This window comes from Campylobacter sp. US25a (genome assembly GCF_004379075.1).
GTDB lineage: Bacteria > Campylobacterota > Campylobacteria > Campylobacterales > Campylobacteraceae > Campylobacter_D > Campylobacter_D jejuni.
In genome coordinates, this window is record NZ_RYYM01000014.1 from 1 (window position 1) to 18,822 (window position 18,822).

Consider the following 18,822-nt stretch of genomic DNA (forward strand, 5'->3'; position numbering starts at 1 on the left):
GAAATTTAAAAGTTTATTTCCTAAGGGTTCATTTACTCCACTTAATAAAGCTTGTATGTTTTTTTCTAGTATGGTCATTAGGTTTCCTTAAATTTTATCTATTGTTAGCGATATTTTGTCATCTTTTTCGCTAAATTGATACAACAAATCCTCACAAGGATAAGAGATGCATTTTTCTTTATAATCTTTTTTTGAATTTTGTTTTATTTTTTCTAGCATTAAAGGAAGTTCTTTAGAAATCAAAGTTTTTATAGACATTCCCATGCCGTGTTCTAAACTTTTGATAAATTTGCCATCAATTTGATCTGGATTTTTTATCATATAAAGTTCCGCGTCAAATCCAAATTGTTTTAAATATTTATAAAGTTCTAATTTTTCATCAGATGGTGCTATTTCTTTATCATAAAAAGAATGATAGCTTATGTAATATGGTTTTGGATAGCTACTCTGAATTTCAAGATGTTTTGGCTCTAAGATATATCTTATCATTCTTCTTGACACTGAAAAAAAATTACTTGAACTTGAATTACTTGTCCAAAAAGTTTTATCAGAACAATAAATATTAATATTTTGAAAACAATTTGCAGTTCCAAAACAATAATATTTCATAAAATCAATTTCTTTTCCAAATCCTACAAGACGCCAAAGAAATTTAGCATAACTTGAGTTATCTATAACTCCATCTATAAGCCAAGGTGCAATTTTAGCTGCTAAATGTGCTAAATATCCTCCGTGAGAACTACCTATCATGATAACTGGTATACCCAGCCCCTCAATAATATCAAAAGGAGCATTTTTCTTAAGATAAAGTGCAACATTTAAAAGATCTTGAGCTTGCATGATTCCAAAATTTTGATATTCATTTCTAGTAGGTTGAGCACTTACATTCAACCCTAAAACATAATTTTTTTGTAACCTATTATCTAATTTTAATTGCGTAATATTTCTATCAATAAATTTTAAATTTTCATTTATTTGATCATAAGAACATATTTCTGAAATATTAATAGGTGTCTGAATACCTAAAGCTTCACAACTCGCCTTTAAAATAAGTTTGTCTATATCATCCATAAAAAAAGTTGATCCAGTTTGCGGGCGATTTCCTATACAATGATAATTCACACTGGCTACAGCTGCATTATACTCACTAGCCACAAATTCGGCTAAGTGTTCACGGTAATTTTCATCCGCATCTCCACCAAGCCCAGGGATGATAAATACTAAAGCTTTGATTTCTTTTTCATCATCAAAACAAAGCTTAAATTCAAGCTTTGATTCTCTTTTTATACCAAGCTCTACATCATCACAAGAGTCAATCTCATAAGTTTTACTCATTATCATTACATTCCCCCTATTAAAAGATAAGTTTTGCTTGCTAGATTTTTAAAATTTTCATTCTTACTTAAAATCACGCAAGCTTTATTGCTAGAAGAGCTTGTAAAGTCTATATTTTCTAAATCTTCATGAGCCTGATTGGCTGCGTTGATGATAGCATTTTTACTTGCCTCATTGCTTGAAATTCCCATGAGCATAAAATCAGCTTTATTTATAAAAACAAGTTTTAAGCATTCTTTATCATCGCCTACGCGAAAATTTACTTCTTTTGCGCCATTAAAATTGCCAAGATCAACATTTTCAACCCCACTTACATTACTCATCGTTTTTATAGAACTTAAATGATCATTTTTTAAAGTATAAATGCTTATATCATTGATCAAAGTTTTAAGGTTGTTTAAAGACTTGCTAACTTCAGCTTCATCCTTGCTTGAACTCATTTTTGGTAAAGCAATAGCAGCTAAAATTCCCAAAATAACGATCACAAAAACAAGTTCTAATATAGTAAAAGCTTTTTTCATCTATATCCTTGAAAAATTTTTATTTTTAGGGCTTAAAATATCTTCTTCTATGCTTACAAATTCCTTTTTTTCATAAGCATCAACCGCGGCTCTTGCTATCATCAAAGCATTATCAGAGCAGAATTTTAAAGGAGCTAGTTTTAAATTTGCATTATATTTTTGACATAAATTTTGCAAACGCGAACGCAAGTTAAGATTTGCACTAGCTCCGCCTACAACGCCAAAATTTTTAAATTTATAAAGATTAAAAATTTTTTCTAATTTATCCATGATATGATCACAAGCCGTATTTTCAAAGGCATAAGCTATTTCAGCTTTTATCTCATCGCTTAAATTTTCATGTTTTAAAATTTCTAAACGCACTGCATTTTTAAGCCCTGAAAAACTGAAAGCAAGTTCTTTAGAATGCTTTAAAGGTATATTAAAAGAGATATTTTTAAGTTTGGCATTTTTTGCTAAATTTTCTATGATGACCCCACCAGGATAACCTAAATTCATCATTTTAGCCACTTTATCAAAACTTTCTCCAAAGCTATCATCATTTGTGCTTGCTAAAAGCTCTAAGTTTGCATCATCTTTAAGATAAAGCACCATAGTATGCCCACCACTAACAAGCAAAATTCCCATATCTAAAGAAATTTTTTCTTCTAAAAAAAGACTATAAATATGACCTTTAAGATGATTTATAGGGATTAAGGGTAAATTTAGAGCACTTGCTAAGGTTTTTGCCATGGAAATTCCACTGAGCAAAGAAACGCTAAGTCCAGGTTCATTTGTCACAGCTATGGCACAAAGATTTTTAAAATGCTCTTTGCATTGCTTAAGTATCTTTGGTAAAGCCTCGCTATGAAGTCTTGCAGCAAGTTCGGGTACCACTCCCCCATAGATACTATGATCTAATTCTTGGGAAATTTTTTTATGAAATTTACACTCTAAGGTATTTTTATCAATGATAGCTATAGAACTATCATCGCAAGAACTTTCTATAGCTAGGATAAGATTTTTCATTCAAATTCCACTAAAATAGAACCTAAAAATTTATCTTTTGATCTTGCCATTTTAAGAGTGTTTAAATCCAAATTTTTAGCATTTTTGATCAACTTGCTATTGGTATTTGCCTCTAAAAGTTGTTGCAAATTCGCCCCTCTTAACTCATAAAATTCCACTCTATAAATTTTACCTGCCATATCTAAAGAGTATTGTGTTTGCATATTTTTTTTATGAACTAAAATACCACTTTCATCTTTTCCATGATCAAAGCCTATGATATTTACGCGCACATTAGCTATCTTTGGGATAAGAAAATTCTCTTTTACTTTTACCTTAGTTCCAAAAGGAACTGTAGTTTCATTGCCATCAACTTGAAAAGTTACCTCATTAAAAGCATCACTAAATTCTAAATACTCAGGATATAATCTTGTTTGAAAACGATTGCCATACTGGATATAAAAAGAATTTCCTTCTGCAATAACAGCGGTAAGTTCATTGCTTGTATTATAATTTAACTCTTTATTTACCGGAAAAGGCACATAGTTGATAACCTTTCTTGGATTTTTTAAAGAAAGTAAAATTCTATCATTAAAAAGCTTCACTTCAAGCTCTTTATTTATGGCTTTATCAACCCCTTTTGGAGTGAGTTCGAAATCTCTACTAAATTCAATTCCTGCGGTTTTTAGATAATTTTCAATTGCCAAAAGATGATAATAAGCTCTTAAATTTACAGGCAGATTTTTACTCGCTTCATTTGCAAAAGCAGCTTTGTGATTTGAAATCACAAAATAAGTTAAAGCTTTAAGCATTTCCGTATCACCAAGCTCTTGGGTTTTGGTGTTTTTAAGATGATAAGCATGCTTTGGATCAGCAAGTGAAGAATTGACACTATTTACGGTTTGAGTAGCGATATTTTCAAGATCAGGGTATTTGCTTGCATTGATTTCGCTTGTGTCAATCACGCTTGAATTTCCCCAACGCTTAGGATTTTGCATCGCATCGATATAAGTAGGTTTATAAAAACCCCAACCATCGTGAAGATTGATCACCATACTAACTTCAGGAAGTAAAATAAGCTCTTTAATGCGTTGAACTCTTTTATAATCAGGATCCTTTGGGCTAATACTTGCAAATTTACGGTTTAAATCCCCATTATTCCCACGCGAACGCTTGATAATGCTATCAAAAGCTAAATTTGGAGCCACTATAATCTTACCCTTAGTGATATTATAATCACTCAAAAGCAAACTTGCCGCATGAAATCCACCAGGCTCATCGCCTTGAATTCCACCAAAAATCAAAACTGTATTATTATCATCTAGGCTTTTTCCATTTTCTCCTACGCTAAAGTCTAGTTCTAAAGCAAAAATACTTGTTATAAAAAATAAAATTGTTAAAAAAAATTTCATTTTAACTCCTTAAATACTCTCTTGTTTTAAAATCATACTCAAAAACTTCTTCTATGCTTGAAATTTTAGGTACTCCAAAGTGATCAAGAGCTTTAAAAATGCATTTAGCAATGTCTAAAAATCTACTTTTATTTTCTAAAAAATTATAAACACCAACTTCATTAGCAGCATTGATGATAACACCTAAATTTGGCTCTTTTAAAAATGCATTTTTAAGCTTAAAAATAGGATATTTTTTTGTGCTAATTTTATGAAATTTTAAAGCAGGCATTTTGCTAAAATCAACAGCCTCTAAAATAGACGTATCTTGTTTTTTAAATATAGCATCTGAAATAGCTAATTTCATATCTGCTTTTGAAAAATACGCTGTGCTAGCTCCATTTTTAAATTCACACATTGCATGCACTAAAGATCTTGGTTCTATTAAAGCATCAATTTCTTTAAAATCATATAAATGATAAGCCTCTATAATCTCAAAAAGCTTATTTGCCATAGTTGCACTATCTATAGTGATCTTTGCTCCCATGTTCCAATTAGGATGTTTTAAAGCATCTTTGACACTAACTTGATTTAAATCTTTGATTTTATACTTATAAAAAGCTCCACCACTTGCTGTGATATAAAGTTTTGCTATATTTTTTTTAGCTTCGAGTAAAAATTTTAAAGCCGCATGCTCACTATCAACGGGTAAAAATTTAGCCCCTTTTAAAAAACTCCCAGCCACCACAAGACTTTCTTTGTTAGCTAAGGCTATGTTTTTGCCAAGTTCTTTAGCCTTTAAAGTGCTTTTAAGTCCTGCAAAACCTACAATAGCATTGAGCAAAAGTTTGTCTTGGCATTCTGTTAAAATTTGCTCTAAACCTTCTTGTCCTATAAAAACTCTATCGTGTTTAACTAAATGCTTATTTTTTGAATCTTTTATGGCAACAAATTTGGGCTTAAACCTTGCGATTTGTTCATTTAAAAGAGCGATGTTATCTCCACAAGCTAAAGCAGAAATGGGAATGTTTTTTAAAGCAGCAAGTTTAAGAGCATTTACTCCTATGCTACCCGTACTTCCAAAAAGTATCATAAAAGAGCAACCATCACAAAAGCAGCAATGATCACCGCATCGATCCTATCGAGCACGCCCCCATGACCAGGAATAAGATCTCCACTATCTTTTACACCTGCTTCTCTTTTAAAATAACTCTCAAGCAAATCTCCAATTACTGCAAAAATCGCTACAAAAAACGAACAAAGCAAAGAAAGCCAAAAACTATAAACAAAAACTCCTAAAATAGTTCCAATAATACTCGCACAAATCAAGCCACCTATAACACCTTCTAAGGTTTTGTTTGGACTTGTTGGAGAAAAAGGGGTTTTACCCATAAGTTTTCCGATAAAATACGCTCCACTATCACAAGCTGCAACGATAATGATAAGCCAAAAAAGCGCGAACATACCCTGATCTAAATACACTTGCCAAAGTGCTAAAATAGGCAAACTAGGATAAATATAAATAAGAGCTGGTTTTAAGGAAGCCTTTTTATAAACCAAATATCCAACGACTAATAACAAAGCTAAAATCCCAAAAAGCAAAGCTTTATGTGATAAACTTCCCAAAATAAAAGCTATAGCCAAAGGGATAATAGAAATATTTTCTAAAACAAAAAGTTTTTTTGCTTCACTAAAAGATAAATACAATAAAACCGCAAAAACGATAAAATTGATAAAAAATTGATCAATCAACGCGATAATAATAATAGCCCCTATCATCACAAGAGCTGAAATAATTCTAGTTGTATTAAACATATTTTTCCTTATATACTAATATCTAAGCGATGAATGCTTTGTGCGTCTTTAAAATTTGGATCTTTAGACTCATCTTCTTCATTTTTCTCATCATTGCTAGTTTTAGCTTCTTGATTGTGTTTTTTCTTTTTTTCTTCTTGTTCGGCTTTCTCTTTGATCTCTTCTTTGATTTCATGAGTCTCATTGACTTTTTCAAGCTTGTTCAAAGTTTTTTCTTTTTCATTAAATTCAGCCATATTTAGCGTAGCTGCAAAACCTTCTTTTGCAAGCTCATTGCTTGCTTGTGTAGCTGGATAAGCCATATTTTGATTTATATAATTGACATTTCCTAATGGGCTAACTGGCATTTTAATCCTTCGTGATATTAATACTTTTAAAATTTGTATAATTTACAAACGCCTTTTGCTGAACCTTAACAAAATTTTTTAAGGTATAATCGACCCAATACGAACCTTTCTTTAACTTAGAAAAGCTTACACAAAGCCTCGCAGCAAATTCTATCACATCAAGGCTGATTTTTTGCTTGTTTGATACAATCAAAGTATGTGCACTAGGAATATCCCTTACATGAAGCCACAAATCATCTTTTTTAGCATTTTTAAGTAAAAATTCATTGCCTTTTTCATTTTTACCCACGCAAATTTTAAACTCATTAAAATAAAAATTTGCCACAAGATCTTCTTGTTTATGATCTTGATTTTTTTTGCTATTTTTTTTAGGTAGTAAAATTTCAAGCTCTATCTCACTCTTAGCTTGAAGCAATAATTCTTTTAAACTCAAGGTAAAATCTAACTTTTCTTTTAAATTTTGCCTTTGTATGTTTAAATTTTTAGCTTTTTGTTCTAATTTTTTAGCATTTTTATAATATAAATTAGCACTTTGCTTAGGACTAAATTCAAGCTTAAATTCAAGCTCTTTGCCTTCAAAATCATCAAGCTTAAATTCCCTTTCATAATCTTTTAAAACACTCAAATTTGCAAACAATACATCAGCCCTTTTTCTGTATTCTAAAGCTTTTAAGAGTAAAGAATTTTCTTCATCTAAACTAGAAAAAAGTTCTTGTAAATTTTGTATTTTTTTATCCACTTGTGCAAGTTTTAAATTTTTTATTTGTTTGATTTTACTCTCATAAATGCTTGTAAATTTGCGAGAAAAATAATCTTTAAAATCTTTAATTTCCTCAAAATTTTCATCCATTTTATAAGGCTTTAAAGGCTCTAAAATCACATTAGGTTTTACTACACGATAACTTTTATCAATGTGCCTTAAAGCCTCTATGATCAAATCTTTTTCATCTGTAAGAATAACATTGGTATTTTTACCCGTAAATTCAAAATAAATTTTGCTCTCATAGCTTTTATAAGCCTTATTAGCTTTTACACTAAAACATAAAATACGATTGCCTTCAAGGACTTTAACTTCCTTTATAAAAGCATTGCTAAAATACTTTTTAAGCATAAAATCAAAAGGTGCATTATAATTTTTTGCATTAAATTTAGCTGTATAAATCGCACTCATTGCACGAGTGAGATCAAAAATAAATCTTTCTTTATCAAAGCTTAATTCCAAAATATTGTCATTGATACGCTTGATAAAATCGATTTTTTTAAACTGAGAAAAAAAAGTTTGCAATTGTAAAAGTTCTGTGTATTTCATAAAAGAAATTATAAAATATTTTAGCGAATTTGTGGTAGAATTAAACTAAAAAAGGAAATTTGTGCAGCTTAATGAGCTAAATTGTGTGATTTTATGTGGTGGTAAATCTAGTCGTATGGGACAAGATAAAAGCAAATTGATTCTTAAAAATCAAAATTTAACTCAATTTCAAGTAAATAAATTTTCTAAAATTTTTAAAAATGTCTATGTGAGCGCAAAAGAAGACAAATTTGAAAACCATTTTAGCTTGATAAAAGATTCTTTAGAATTTGAAGTTTACTCTCCTATGCTTGCGCTTTACTCTATATTTTCAAATTTTAAAAATGAATTTGTTTTTGTTTTAAGTGTAGATAGTCCTAAAGTAGGTGAAAATGAGCTTTTAAAAATGCTTCCTTTTTTAGAGCAAAACTATAAAATAATCATAGCCAAAACCCCTTTACATAAACATCCCTTATGTGGCTTTTATCACAGCTCTTTAGCTCAAACTTGTAAAAATTTCTTAGAAAAAAATGAACAAAAAATAGGACTTTTATTTTCTGAGATTAAAACCAAATTTGTGGAATTTGAAAATGAAGATGCTTTTTTAAATCTTAATTTTTATGAAGAATATGAAAAATTTAAAAGTGAGTTAAAATGAGAAAAACTACTTTATTTTTAAGCTTATGTGTTTTTATATGGGCTAGTGATTTACAACAAGCTTTAGAGTATGAAAAACAAGGCGATTATAAAAAAGCTATGGAAATTTACAAAAAACTCGCTTTAAAAAATTCATCTGTTTTAATCCCTCAAGAACAAAATAAAACTAAACAAACTACTCAAAATGAAAAATCTATTATTGCAGCCAAAGAAGAAAGACAAGATTTTGCTCGTCTTGCCTTGGCAAATTATCTTGAAGAAGATGAATACTTTAACCCTCTTGGCATTAGTGCTTATAAAATGAATTATTTTCTACCTTTGGCTTATAGTTTTAACTCTCTGGAAGAAAATCACAATAAAAGTGAAGCTAAATTTCAACTTAGCATTAAAAAAAGGCTTTTTGAAAATTTGCTAGGATTGGATGAAAAATATTATATAGCCTATACTCAAACTTCTTGGTGGCAAATTTATGAACATTCTTCTCCTTTTAGAGAAACCAACTATCAGCCAGAATTTTTCATAGATTTTCCTTTGTATCTTAAAGATTATGAATTTTTTAACAACCTACGCGTAGGTATATTGCATGAAAGCAATGGTAAGGGAGATGAGAATTTGCAATCTCGCTCATGGAATAGAATTTATGTATCTACAGCTATTTTATATAATAAATTTTTATTTGTCCCACGCCTTTGGTATAGAATTCCTGAAAGCAAAAAAGATGATGATAATCCTGCCATCTTGCATTATATGGGAAATTTTGATGTGAATTTAGCGTATTTAGGCGATGATTATTTTATCAATCTTATGCTAAGAAACAATCTTAAATTCCGCAATAACAAAGGCGCTATACAAGTTGATCTAGGATATGATATTTTTAATAACGGAATTTATTGGTATTTACAATACTTTAATGGCTATGGAGAAAGCCTTATAGACTATAACAAACACTTGCAAAGACTTTCCACTGGATTTTTGATTTCTTACTAAAATATCCTTTGTAGTTTTATCATTTCTTAAAACAAATTTCATTACAATTTCATTTTTGATAATTATTATTACTATAAGGAAAGATTTGTTTTTTAAGCATATATTGAGTTTAAAAGCGCTTATAGCTTTACTTTTATTCTTTGGAATGATAAGTTTATTTATAGGAGTTATCAGTATCAATGCAAAAGATATTCTTAATCTTAACTCCACTCAATTAGAAATCATAACTCTCACAAGAATTCCTAGACTTATAGCGATTTTACTCACAGGAATGAGTCTTAGTATATGCGGGCTTATCATGCAACAACTCACGCAAAATAAATTCGTTTCCCCAACTACAGCAGGGACTATGGATTGTGCTAAATTTGGCATACTTGTTTCTTTAATATTTTTTGCTGGAACGTCTTTTTTCACTCAAGCTATCATTGCATCTGTATTTGCGCTTTTGGGTTCTTTTATATTTATCCAAATTTTAAGAAAAATCAAACTCAAAGATGTGATTTTTGTACCTTTGATAGGCTTGATGTTTGGAGGCATTATTAGTGCTATAACCACTTTTTTTGCCTATGCTTTAAATTATATACAAAATATCCAAGGCTGGTTACAAGGCAGCATGGCAAATGTTATGCAAGGAAATTATGAATTGCTCTACATTTCTTTACCACTTTTTATACTTGCTTATTTTTTAGCTCATAAAATCACCATAGTTGGCATGGGCGAAGATATAGCTTTAAATCTTGGAATTTCTTATAATGGTATATTATTTTTAGGCTTGATGATTGTAAGCATTATCACTAGCTTAGTGATTGTAAGCGTTGGGATTATCCCTTTTTTAGGGCTAATTATCCCAAATTTAGTAGCTCTTTATCTAGGTGATAACCTTAGAAAAAATCTTATCTATATAGCACTTTGTGGAGCTTTGTTTTTACTTGTTTGCGATATCATTTCAAGACTTGTCATCTTTCCTTTTGAAATGCCTTTAAGTATCACTACAGGTGTTTTAGGATCTTTAATCTTTATCTTTCTTTTGTTAAAAAGGAAAGTTTATGCGTAAAAAAATGCTGATTTTAAGCTTTTTAACACTTGGTATGATAGGGATTTTTATACTTGTGGGTTTAAATGGCTTTGATGAGTACGCCTTAAAAAGTCGTTTTTTACAAATTGCAGCTATTATCATAGTAGCTATTTGTATCGCTGTTTCAACAGTGATTTTTCAAACTTTATGCAATAACAAAATTCTAACCCCTGCTATCATAGGATTAGATTCTTTATATATGTTACTTCAAAGTGCTCTTATCTTTTCTTTTGGTGCGGCTAATTTAAGTGTTTATAAAAACGATATCAATTTTTTAATCACTCTGGTTTGTATGGTAGTTTTTTCACTAGGACTTTATAAAATTTTATTTAGTAGCGATAGAAGCATTTATCTTATCATGCTTTTAGGCTTAGTTTTTGGAACACTTTTTAGCACTTTAAGCTCTTTTTTTGAAGTATTAATCGACCCTGATGAATTCGTGGTGATACAAGGAAGAATGTTTGCTAGCTTTGATAATATTGCTTTTGATGTTTTAATTCTTGCTTATATTATTAGCTTTTTAAGTTTTATATGGATTTTTCGCTATATGAAATTTTTGGATCCTTTGAATTTAGGCAAAGATTTAGCGATAAATTTAGGGATAAATTATCAAAAAATTTCAAAACAATTGATAATTATCATAGCTATTTTAACTTCTATTAGCACCGCGCTTGTAGGTCCTATAACCTTTTTAGGGCTTTTGGTAGTAAATATCACTTATGAACTATTTAAAACTGCAAAGCATAGTATTTTACTAAGTGCTTGTATACTCATTAGCATTTTAGCTTTGCTTGGAGGGGTATTTTTTGTCTCTAGAGTTTTTGATTATAATGCCACTATAAGCGTGGTTATTAATTTCTTAGGCGGGATATATTTTATCTATCTTGTATTAAAGGGTAATAAATTATGATTAAACTAAAAAATATCACCAAATTTTATGACAATAAAGCCATTATTTCAGATCTTAGCCTTGATTTTCATAAAGGCAAAATCACTTCTATAATAGGAGCCAACGGTGCTGGAAAATCCACTCTTTTAGCTCTAGCAAGTCGTTTGATAAAACCTAGTAGCGGAGAAATTTATATTGATGGAATGAATTTAAAAGACTATAAAGAGCAAATCTTAGCACAAAAAATTTCCATTCTCAAACAACAAAACAATATCAATTTAAGATTAAAAGTTGAAGAATTAGTCGCTTTTGGGCGTTTTCCACATTCTCAAGGAAGACTTAATGCAAACGATAAAATCAAAATCAATGAAGCTTTAGAATACATGGGGCTTAGCAACTTAAGAAATGAATTTTTAGATACATTAAGCGGCGGACAAAAACAAAGAGCTTTTATAGCCATGATCATCGCTCAAGATACTGAATTTATAATGTTTGATGAACCTTTAAACAATCTTGATATGAAACATAGCGTACAAATCATGCAACTAATGAAAAATTTAGTCAAAGACTTTAACAAAAGTATAGCTGTTGTATTGCATGATATTAATTTTGCTTCGATTTATTCTGATGAAATCATAGCCTTAAAAGATGGGAAGCTTTTAAAACAAGGTTCAAAAGATGAAATCATCAATCAAGAAAATTTAAAACAAATTTATGATATGGATATACCTGTAAGTCAAATTGATGGTAAGAAAATTTGTATTTATTTTTAAAAAGGAGAAAATATGAAAAAATCTTTAGTTTTTGCATTTTTTGCATTTTTTTTAAGTCTAATCTTAACAGCTTGTAATTCAAACTCAAATGAAAACAATGCAAGCTCTACAACAAAAACCAACACTGCTACGGTGAAAGTTTTGCCTATTGGCATGAGTGATGAGGGTGATAGTTTTTTAGTAAAGGATAGTCTAGGAGAAAATAAAATCCCTAAAAATCCTTCTAAGGTAGTGATCTTAGATCTTGGAATTTTAGATACTTTTGATGCTTTAAAATTAAACGATAAAGTCGCAGGCGTTCCTGCTAAAAATTTACCAAAATACCTACAACAATTTAAAAACAAACCTAGTGTAGGTGGAGTGCAACAAGTTGATTTTGAAGCCATTAATGCTTTAAAACCTGATCTTATCATCATTTCTGGACGCCAAAGTAAATTTTATGATAAATTAAAAGAAATAGCTCCAACTTTATTTGTAGGTCTTGATAATGCAAATTTTTTAAGCTCTTTTGAAAACAATGTCTTAAGCATTGCAAAACTTTATGGTTTAGAAAAAGAAGCTTTAGAAAAAATTTCAGATATTAAAAATGAAATTGAAAAAGCCAAAAGCATAGTTAATGAAGATAAAAAAGCTCTTATCATTCTTACAAATTCTAACAAAATTTCAGCCTTTGGTCCTCAATCTCGCTTTGGGATTATTCACGATGTTTTAGGGATTAACGCGGTAGATGAGAATATAAAAGTAGGTACACACGGCAAAAGTATCAATTCTGAATTTATATTAGAAAAAAATCCTGATTATATTTTTGTTGTTGATAGAAATATCATTGTAGGCAACAAAGAACGCGCTCAAGGCATACTCGATAATGCGCTTGTTGCTAAAACCAAAGCAGCACAAAACAAAAAAATCATCTATCTTGATCCAGAATACTGGTATTTAGCAAGTGGAAATGGACTAGAGTCTTTAAAAACTATGATTTTAGAAATCAAAAATGCTGTAAAATAATACAACCTCGCAAGGGCTAGTCTCTTGCTTTAATACCTAATAAAATATTTGGAATTTTCAAGAAAGTTTTAGTGGCGGACAGAGAGGGATTTGAACCCTCGAGACCCGTTAAGATCTGCACCCTTAGCAGGGGTGTGGTTTCAGCCGCTCACCCATCTGTCCAATAAAGTAAAGTGTGATTATACAAAAAAATAAATAATACCTAGCTTAAAAAGCTAGGAAAAATCAAAGGCTAAGATAAGCCAAAAGCAAAGTTACAACAACCCCTACTCCAAGAACTGCAAATTGTTTACTTCTATCTTTTTTATTTGCAAACAAAGCAATCATAAGCCCTGAAATATAAAGCATAAATAAAGTAATACCAAAGCCTACGCTAAGCACAGAAAAATACCAAGCGCCCTTATCTTTATGAAGCATAATCATATCTCCAAGTAAAGATCTTGTTTTTAAGGTAATGTTGTATTCATTAGTAGAATTTTGAGTTATATTAGCACTATAATGAGTTCCGCCTATTGTTATGCCTTTATCTTTACTTTTAATGATATCTGTATTAGATGGCACTTTTAAACCATTTGTTTTTAAGTACTCTATTAAAGCTTCTCTTTCTTTACCACTTTCTATAACTTTTGACAATTGATACTGCTCAACTTTCAAACCCACATCTTGATTAATACCAAAAATATACGCTATACCCGTTAAAGCAAAAAGCAAAGCACAAGGCAAGAAGAACAAACTAAGATAGATATGAACCTGTCTAAACAATTTATTTTTATTAATCATTTTAAGTCCTTTTTTTATTATTAAAATTTGTGATATTTTGACAAAATAAAGTGAATTTTAAATAAAAAGTTTATATTTTTTAAAACAATGAAAAGAAAAAGCCCTTATGATTATAGGGCTTAAGAATTATTTTTTATCAATCACTTGATAATTATAAGGAACAAGCTCTTTATCATGCTCTAAAAGTTCTTTTGGAGGATTGCCATTAACATCTTTTTCATCTGCATAGTAACGCTCTCCAGCTTTATGACCATTAACATCTACTTTATAATAAAGCTCTCCTGGATTAAATTTTTGAATATCTTCAAAACCTAAATTTGAAGTTTTAAAATCTTTAATTCCATTTACCGCTGCAATTTCTACAAGTTTAGTTTGTCCCATTCTTGCCATATCAACAGCTTGCAATAACATTCTTGAAGCTTCGCGAGGATTATGAAAACCAGTTGAGTTTTCAGCATTAACAAAATCCGCTCTCATTTGAGCTTTACGATGAAGTTCTAAAACTTCTTTTAGCTCTTCGCTAATTTTTTTCGCATCAGCTTTTCCATCGCTTTGGAATTTTTCCATATTGCCTAGCTCATCGCGTAGTTTTTTAGTATCCATAATCAAACTAACAATTGCGTACTCTGCAGTTCTTTGATCATGTGCAACGCTATTTTGTATGTCAAGTACTTGAGCTTTTAAATAATCTTCGCTTTGTTTATGACAAGATTTGCAAGCAGAGTTAATATCTCTTAAAGGAGAAGTGATATTGTGTTGAGTAACCTTTTTAGCCCCTTCTCTAACATAAGGCATATGACAATCCACGCAACTTACTCCATTTGCAGCATGCACACCGCCACTATAAAGTTCACTTTCTGGGTGTTGAATTTTAATAATTTGTGCCCCTGTTAATTTATGAGTAAAATCAGCTCCAAATACTCCACGAACTTTATCATAATAATCATCTAGCATTTCAATTCTAAATGGTTGTCCTTTTTTCCACTCACTCCAAGGAAAAGTTAAAACTATACCATCGGTTTCAATCTCTTTAGCTTTATTTCCATCTCTCCAAAACTCATACTCATCATAATTTTTCTGAGTTCCATTCCACCATTTTTTAGAACTATCATCTACAATAGTTTCACCCATTACTTTTACTTTTTCCCCTGTTGGTTTAAAATAGTATTCAACATGGCATTGAGAGCAAACTAAAGTTCTCATTTCTTCTCTTGTAGCTTTTACGCCTTGTACTGGATCTTTTTCATATCCCCTAGAAACTAAAGCATTAATAGCTGCTGGACGAGTAAGTCTTAAACTCATATCATTTGGATTGTGACAATCTGCACAAGTTACACCCATTCTTTTACCACCATGTGGACCTGCATGTTCAGGTGAATTTTCCACTATACCATCAACGGCTGGGATATTTTTAATCATGGTCCAATAATTTGTAGAGTTAAAAGCAGTAAAATCCCCTTTAGCAACATTTTTTATAAGCCATGGAGTCCATCCACTATGACAATTCATACAAGCTGCGGGCTGGCCTTTAAAAGCAGCAAGGCCGTGAGCATTAAGAAAATCTTTGTTGTTTCTTGCTGTTTTCATTTGATCTACTTGAACCCAAAAATGCCCTCTTTCTTCATTGAAATCAAGACTAAAAGGATATCCTGCCCAAAGTATGGTTAATTGAGGAAAGCGAATTAATTTTGAATAAGCTAAATTACCACCAAATTCAGTAGCTTTAGGCTCTTCTTTTTCAACTGTTAAATACATTTTTAGCTGCTCTGGAAAAACCTTACCCCATTTTTCAAAATTTGGATCATCATCACTAAGCAAAGAAAAATCAGCATTTGCTGCAATGGCATTTTTATTTGCTTCATCTTCTTTTTTTTGATTGATATCATTATTTAGCCATAAAACTCCCGCTATAAGTAAAACCAAAACAACAATACCCAAGCGTAAAATATTTTTTTTCATTCATCTTCTCCTTATTAAATTCCGTGTTTATGTCCAACATCTTTATGACAAGAAGCACAATTTAATGACTTGTCTGCATGTGGATTTGTTGTAGCATTGATAGCTGTTTGAGCAAAATCTGCATGACAGCGTATGCAGTTTTCTTGCACCATTTTTCTGCTTTTTTCAGTCGCACTCAAATTTGTAGGCAACTCATCAAGTTTAAAAGTAAAAGCATAAGCATGTCCTAAACCACTTTGCGCTTTAGCTATCCACTTAGCTACAAAATTATGTGGCAAATGACAATCCACACAAGTTGCTCTTGGTTCGCCTTTGACTTTTTGAGAGTGTGGTCCTGCCATGTATTCGTTATAAACTTCATTCATAATATGGCAGTTATTACAAGATTCGCTTGCATTGCTTAAATAAGATGTGCCCTTAGCATTATAAAAAGTATAAAACCCAACCGCAAAGAAAACAAAAAGCAAAACAAGAAAAATAGTAAAAAGATTCGAAGTTTTCTTCAAAATTTTCCTCCTTAAAATTATCATTTCTTAAAATCTTCAATAAAACAATAATGTCACAGAATTTCCCAAAAATAAATTTTGTAATTTTAACATAGATGAATTTAATATAATTTTAAAGATATATTTACTCTTAATTAACCTAAAAAATTTGAAACTTTTATTCAATAATTTTAAAATAAATGATAAAATATAATAAAAAAAGGAAAAATTAATGCAAATAAGTCCTGATATGTTTATCAATCGCGAACTTTCTTGGCTTCGCTTTAATTCTCGTGTTTTAGACCAATGTTCTAAAAATTTACCCTTATTAGAAAAATTAAAATTTATAGCTATATATTGCACTAATTTAGATGAATTTTATATGATACGCGTTGCAGGCTTAAAACAACTTTTTTCAGCTGGAGTTAATGCAAGCAGTAGCGATGAAATGACCCCGTTACAACAATTAAAAGCCATACGCAAATGCTTACACCAAGAAAAAGAGCTTTTGGAGCGTTATTTTAATGAAATCACAAGTGAATTAGAAAAAGAAAATCTTTTCATAAAGCATTATGAGAATTTAGATGAAAATTTAAAACAAAAATGTGATGAGTATTTTTTCTCTAATATTTTTCCTATTATTGTTCCAATAGCTGTTGATGCGACTCACCCTTTTCCACATTTAAATAACTTATCTTTTTCACTAGCGGTTAAAATTTGTGATAAAGCACATCCTGAACTTGTAAAATTTGGAATGATTAGAATTCCAAGGGTTTTACCTCGTTTTTATGAGGTAAGTGCAAATATTTATGTTCCTATAGAAAGTATAGTCCACCAACACGCAGAAGAAATTTTTCCAGGCTATAAACTCTTAGCTTCAGCAGCATTTAGAGTGACTAGAAATGCAGATATAGTAATAGAAGAGGAAGAAGCTGATGATTTTATGATGATTTTAGAACAAGGCTTAAAACTTCGTAGAAAAGGGGCTTTTGTAAGATTGCAAATTCAAAAAGATGCAGATGAACAAATCGTAGAATTTCTTAATACACACATGAAAATTTTTCATAAAGATGTTTATGAATATTCTATTTTACTCAATCTCCCTAGCCTTTGGCAAATCGCGGGAAATAAAAACTTTACGCATCTTTTAAGCCCACTTTACACGCCTAAAACTTTACCACCTTTTGATGAAAATTTATCTATTTTTGATGCTGTAGAAAAAGAAGATATACTCATCATACAACCTTTTGAAAGTTTTGATCCAGTTTATAAATTTATCAAAGAAGCAAGCAAAGATCCTGAAGTAATTTCCATAAGAATGACACTTTATAGAGTTGAAAAAAATTCTAATATAGTTCAAGCTTTAATTGATGCTGCAAGCGATGGAAAACAAGTAACTGTGATGGTAGAATTAAAAGCACGTTTTGATGAAGAAAATAATCTTCATTGGGCGAAAGCTTTAGAAAATGCCGGAGCTCATGTTATTTATGGCATTACAGGTTTTAAAGTCCACGCTAAGGTTTCTCAAGTCATACGCAAACAAGGGGATAAGCTTAAATTTTATATACATTTAAGCACAGGAAATTACAATGCAAGCAGTGCTAAAATCTATACTGATGTGAGTTATTTTACAAGCAAAGTAGAATTTGCAAGAGATACGACAAAATTTTTTCATATCTTATCAGGCTTTAGCAAAAACCGTCGTCTTCAAACTCTTTCAATGAGTCCAAATCAAATCAAAGAAAAAGTTTTAGAAATGATACGCATTGAAACAAGCAAAAAAAATGAAGGTGTGATTGTAGCTAAAATGAATTCTCTTGTGGATAGTGATATCATACAAGCGCTTTATGAAGCAAGTATGGAAGGAGTACAAATCGATCTTATCATACGTGGAATTTGTTGCTTAAAACCTGATGAAGAATACAGCAAAAACATACGCGTTAGAAGCATCATAGGAAAATACTTAGAACATGCTAGAGTATTTTATTTTAAACATAGTGAGCCAAATTATTTTATATCGAGTGCAGATTGGATGCCAAGAAATTTAGAACGCCGTTTAGAACTTATGACTCCTATATATGATGAAAGAAGCAAAGCTAAATTAGCTCAATTTTTACGCTTGCAACTTAGCGATAATGTTTTAGCTTATGAGCTTAAAAACAATGGAGAATATGAAAAAATTCCTTCTTCTGAAAAAATCATAGATTCTCAACAAACCTTAGAAGAATATGTAAGTAAAATTTATAAAACACTTAAAAAAGATACAGATCAAAGTCGTGCAACACACTTAGCTTCCAAACTTTTTAAGGAAAACTAAAAGTTTTTAGGGTTTTTACTCTAAAGACTTATTTACTTGTTTGTTATAAAAAAGGGCTTTAAGATAAAGCCCTAGGAGATTTCCCATAGAAATAAACAATCATTTCTAAACTATAAAAAGATTTAGAAATGATTTTTAAGATTAAAATTTATACTTAAGTCCTACTTGACCACTTAAGTAAGTTTCATTTTTATTATCTACTTTACCTGCT

Annotated in this window: 18 protein-coding genes and 1 tRNA gene; 7 read left to right on the top strand and 12 right to left on the bottom strand. The window is 30.5% G+C overall.

Features of this window, described 5'->3' with window-relative positions; translation table 11 throughout:
* Positions 1 to 87: 87 nt before the first annotated feature.
* The 8 genes from ELQ12_RS08450 to ELQ12_RS08485 are packed head-to-tail and all read right to left on the bottom strand — an operon-like array spanning position 88 to position 7,705.
* The gene (locus tag ELQ12_RS08450; RefSeq protein ID WP_134264706.1) at positions 88 to 1,341 is read right to left on the bottom strand and encodes a DUF2920 family protein; all 1,254 of its coding nucleotides are present in this window, start codon (positions 1,339 to 1,341) and stop codon (positions 88 to 90) included.
* Entirely contained in the window at positions 1,341 to 1,856 is a 516-nt protein-coding gene (locus ELQ12_RS08455) for a prepilin-type N-terminal cleavage/methylation domain-containing protein (RefSeq protein ID WP_074487012.1), read from the bottom strand. The genes ELQ12_RS08450 and ELQ12_RS08455 overlap by 1 nt, the downstream gene beginning before the upstream one ends.
* On the bottom strand, positions 1,857 to 2,864 hold the full coding sequence (gene tsaD / locus ELQ12_RS08460; protein ID WP_044780288.1) for a tRNA (adenosine(37)-N6)-threonylcarbamoyltransferase complex transferase subunit TsaD: 1,008 nt from the start codon (positions 2,862 to 2,864) through the stop codon (positions 1,857 to 1,859). It abuts the gene before it with no gap.
* Complete coding sequence (locus tag ELQ12_RS08465; RefSeq protein WP_070243112.1) at positions 2,861 to 4,255, bottom strand: M99 family carboxypeptidase catalytic domain-containing protein; 1,395 nt, start codon at positions 4,253 to 4,255, stop codon at positions 2,861 to 2,863. Before ELQ12_RS08465 ends, tsaD begins: the two co-directional genes overlap by 4 nt.
* Before the next feature lies 1 nt (position 4,256).
* Positions 4,257 to 5,327 (bottom strand): 1-deoxy-D-xylulose-5-phosphate reductoisomerase, encoded by a 1,071-nt coding sequence (dxr, locus tag ELQ12_RS08470; protein WP_070243113.1) that lies wholly within the window; start codon positions 5,325 to 5,327, stop codon positions 4,257 to 4,259.
* The gene (locus ELQ12_RS08475; RefSeq protein ID WP_070261402.1) at positions 5,324 to 6,049 is read right to left on the bottom strand and encodes a phosphatidate cytidylyltransferase; all 726 of its coding nucleotides are present in this window, start codon (positions 6,047 to 6,049) and stop codon (positions 5,324 to 5,326) included. The genes dxr and ELQ12_RS08475 overlap by 4 nt, the downstream gene beginning before the upstream one ends.
* Before the next feature lie 8 nt (positions 6,050 to 6,057).
* The gene (locus ELQ12_RS08480) at positions 6,058 to 6,396 is read right to left on the bottom strand and encodes a hypothetical protein (RefSeq protein WP_070209791.1); all 339 of its coding nucleotides are present in this window, start codon (positions 6,394 to 6,396) and stop codon (positions 6,058 to 6,060) included.
* Between the two features lies 1 nt (position 6,397).
* The gene (locus ELQ12_RS08485; RefSeq protein ID WP_070243115.1) at positions 6,398 to 7,705 is read right to left on the bottom strand and encodes an NFACT family protein; all 1,308 of its coding nucleotides are present in this window, start codon (positions 7,703 to 7,705) and stop codon (positions 6,398 to 6,400) included.
* Between the two features lie 61 nt (positions 7,706 to 7,766).
* Here ELQ12_RS08485 and ELQ12_RS08490 point away from each other — a divergent pair, with 61 nt between their 5' ends.
* The 6 genes from ELQ12_RS08490 (at position 7,767) to ceuB (ending at position 13,070) form a co-directional block, all read left to right on the top strand.
* Complete coding sequence (locus tag ELQ12_RS08490) at positions 7,767 to 8,342, top strand: molybdenum cofactor guanylyltransferase (protein ID WP_070261403.1); 576 nt, start codon at positions 7,767 to 7,769, stop codon at positions 8,340 to 8,342.
* On the top strand, positions 8,339 to 9,328 hold the full coding sequence (locus tag ELQ12_RS08495) for a phospholipase A (RefSeq protein WP_002881473.1): 990 nt from the start codon (positions 8,339 to 8,341) through the stop codon (positions 9,326 to 9,328). Before ELQ12_RS08490 ends, ELQ12_RS08495 begins: the two co-directional genes overlap by 4 nt.
* Positions 9,329 to 9,413: 85 nt before the next feature.
* Positions 9,414 to 10,382: an ABC transporter permease gene (locus ELQ12_RS08500; protein ID WP_002881475.1), complete on the top strand. Its 969-nt coding sequence runs from the start codon at positions 9,414 to 9,416 to the stop codon at positions 10,380 to 10,382.
* Positions 10,375 to 11,313: an iron chelate uptake ABC transporter family permease subunit gene (locus ELQ12_RS08505; protein WP_070261404.1), complete on the top strand. Its 939-nt coding sequence runs from the start codon at positions 10,375 to 10,377 to the stop codon at positions 11,311 to 11,313. Before ELQ12_RS08500 ends, ELQ12_RS08505 begins: the two co-directional genes overlap by 8 nt.
* Positions 11,310 to 12,065, top strand: a complete 756-nt coding sequence (locus tag ELQ12_RS08510; protein WP_002871403.1) for an ABC transporter ATP-binding protein — start codon at positions 11,310 to 11,312, stop codon at positions 12,063 to 12,065. Before ELQ12_RS08505 ends, ELQ12_RS08510 begins: the two co-directional genes overlap by 4 nt.
* Before the next feature lie 12 nt (positions 12,066 to 12,077).
* Positions 12,078 to 13,070, top strand: coding sequence for an enterochelin ABC transporter substrate-binding protein CeuB (gene ceuB, locus ELQ12_RS08515; protein ID WP_070243119.1), 993 nt, complete (start codon positions 12,078 to 12,080; stop codon positions 13,068 to 13,070).
* Positions 13,071 to 13,142: 72 nt separating this feature from the next.
* Here the strand turns inward: ceuB and ELQ12_RS08520 are convergent.
* The 4 genes from ELQ12_RS08520 to nrfH form a co-directional block, all read right to left on the bottom strand.
* Positions 13,143 to 13,232: transfer RNA gene (locus ELQ12_RS08520), tRNA-Ser, on the bottom strand.
* 63 nt (positions 13,233 to 13,295) lie between these two features.
* The gene (locus ELQ12_RS08525; protein ID WP_134264707.1) at positions 13,296 to 13,850 is read right to left on the bottom strand and encodes a hypothetical protein; all 555 of its coding nucleotides are present in this window, start codon (positions 13,848 to 13,850) and stop codon (positions 13,296 to 13,298) included.
* A gap of 126 nt (positions 13,851 to 13,976) precedes the next feature.
* Positions 13,977 to 15,809 (bottom strand): ammonia-forming cytochrome c nitrite reductase subunit c552, encoded by a 1,833-nt coding sequence (locus ELQ12_RS08530; protein ID WP_070243120.1) that lies wholly within the window; start codon positions 15,807 to 15,809, stop codon positions 13,977 to 13,979.
* A gap of 14 nt (positions 15,810 to 15,823) precedes the next feature.
* Positions 15,824 to 16,339 (bottom strand): cytochrome c nitrite reductase small subunit, encoded by a 516-nt coding sequence (gene nrfH, locus ELQ12_RS08535; protein ID WP_010891930.1) that lies wholly within the window; start codon positions 16,337 to 16,339, stop codon positions 15,824 to 15,826.
* Positions 16,340 to 16,526: 187 nt separating this feature from the next.
* Here nrfH and ELQ12_RS08540 point away from each other — a divergent pair, with 187 nt between their 5' ends.
* Entirely contained in the window at positions 16,527 to 18,611 is a 2,085-nt protein-coding gene (locus ELQ12_RS08540; RefSeq protein ID WP_070243121.1) for an RNA degradosome polyphosphate kinase, read from the top strand.
* Positions 18,612 to 18,822 lie beyond the last annotated feature (211 nt).

What these genes read in the sequence shown, in the direction of transcription:
- ELQ12_RS08450 (WP_134264706.1), bottom strand. Translation starts at nt 1,341, where the DNA reads ATGATAATGAGTAAAACTTATGAGATTGACTCTTGTGATGATGTAGAG.
- ELQ12_RS08455 (WP_074487012.1), bottom strand. Translation starts at nt 1,856, where the DNA reads ATGAAAAAAGCTTTTACTATATTAGAACTTGTTTTTGTGATCGTTATT.
- tsaD (WP_044780288.1), bottom strand. Translation starts at nt 2,864, where the DNA reads ATGAAAAATCTTATCCTAGCTATAGAAAGTTCTTGCGATGATAGTTCT.
- ELQ12_RS08465 (WP_070243112.1), bottom strand. Translation starts at nt 4,255, where the DNA reads ATGAAATTTTTTTTAACAATTTTATTTTTTATAACAAGTATTTTTGCT.
- dxr (WP_070243113.1), bottom strand. Translation starts at nt 5,327, where the DNA reads ATGATACTTTTTGGAAGTACGGGTAGCATAGGAGTAAATGCTCTTAAA.
- ELQ12_RS08475 (WP_070261402.1), bottom strand. Translation starts at nt 6,049, where the DNA reads ATGTTTAATACAACTAGAATTATTTCAGCTCTTGTGATGATAGGGGCT.
- ELQ12_RS08480 (WP_070209791.1), bottom strand. Translation starts at nt 6,396, where the DNA reads ATGCCAGTTAGCCCATTAGGAAATGTCAATTATATAAATCAAAATATG.
- ELQ12_RS08485 (WP_070243115.1), bottom strand. Translation starts at nt 7,705, where the DNA reads ATGAAATACACAGAACTTTTACAATTGCAAACTTTTTTTTCTCAGTTT.
- ELQ12_RS08495 (WP_002881473.1), top strand. Translation starts at nt 8,339, where the DNA reads ATGAGAAAAACTACTTTATTTTTAAGCTTATGTGTTTTTATATGGGCT.
- ELQ12_RS08505 (WP_070261404.1), top strand. Translation starts at nt 10,375, where the DNA reads ATGCGTAAAAAAATGCTGATTTTAAGCTTTTTAACACTTGGTATGATA.
- ELQ12_RS08510 (WP_002871403.1), top strand. Translation starts at nt 11,310, where the DNA reads ATGATTAAACTAAAAAATATCACCAAATTTTATGACAATAAAGCCATT.
- ceuB (WP_070243119.1), top strand. Translation starts at nt 12,078, where the DNA reads ATGAAAAAATCTTTAGTTTTTGCATTTTTTGCATTTTTTTTAAGTCTA.
- ELQ12_RS08525 (WP_134264707.1), bottom strand. Translation starts at nt 13,850, where the DNA reads ATGATTAATAAAAATAAATTGTTTAGACAGGTTCATATCTATCTTAGT.
- ELQ12_RS08530 (WP_070243120.1), bottom strand. Translation starts at nt 15,809, where the DNA reads ATGAAAAAAAATATTTTACGCTTGGGTATTGTTGTTTTGGTTTTACTT.
- nrfH (WP_010891930.1), bottom strand. Translation starts at nt 16,339, where the DNA reads ATGATAATTTTAAGGAGGAAAATTTTGAAGAAAACTTCGAATCTTTTT.
- ELQ12_RS08540 (WP_070243121.1), top strand. Translation starts at nt 16,527, where the DNA reads ATGCAAATAAGTCCTGATATGTTTATCAATCGCGAACTTTCTTGGCTT.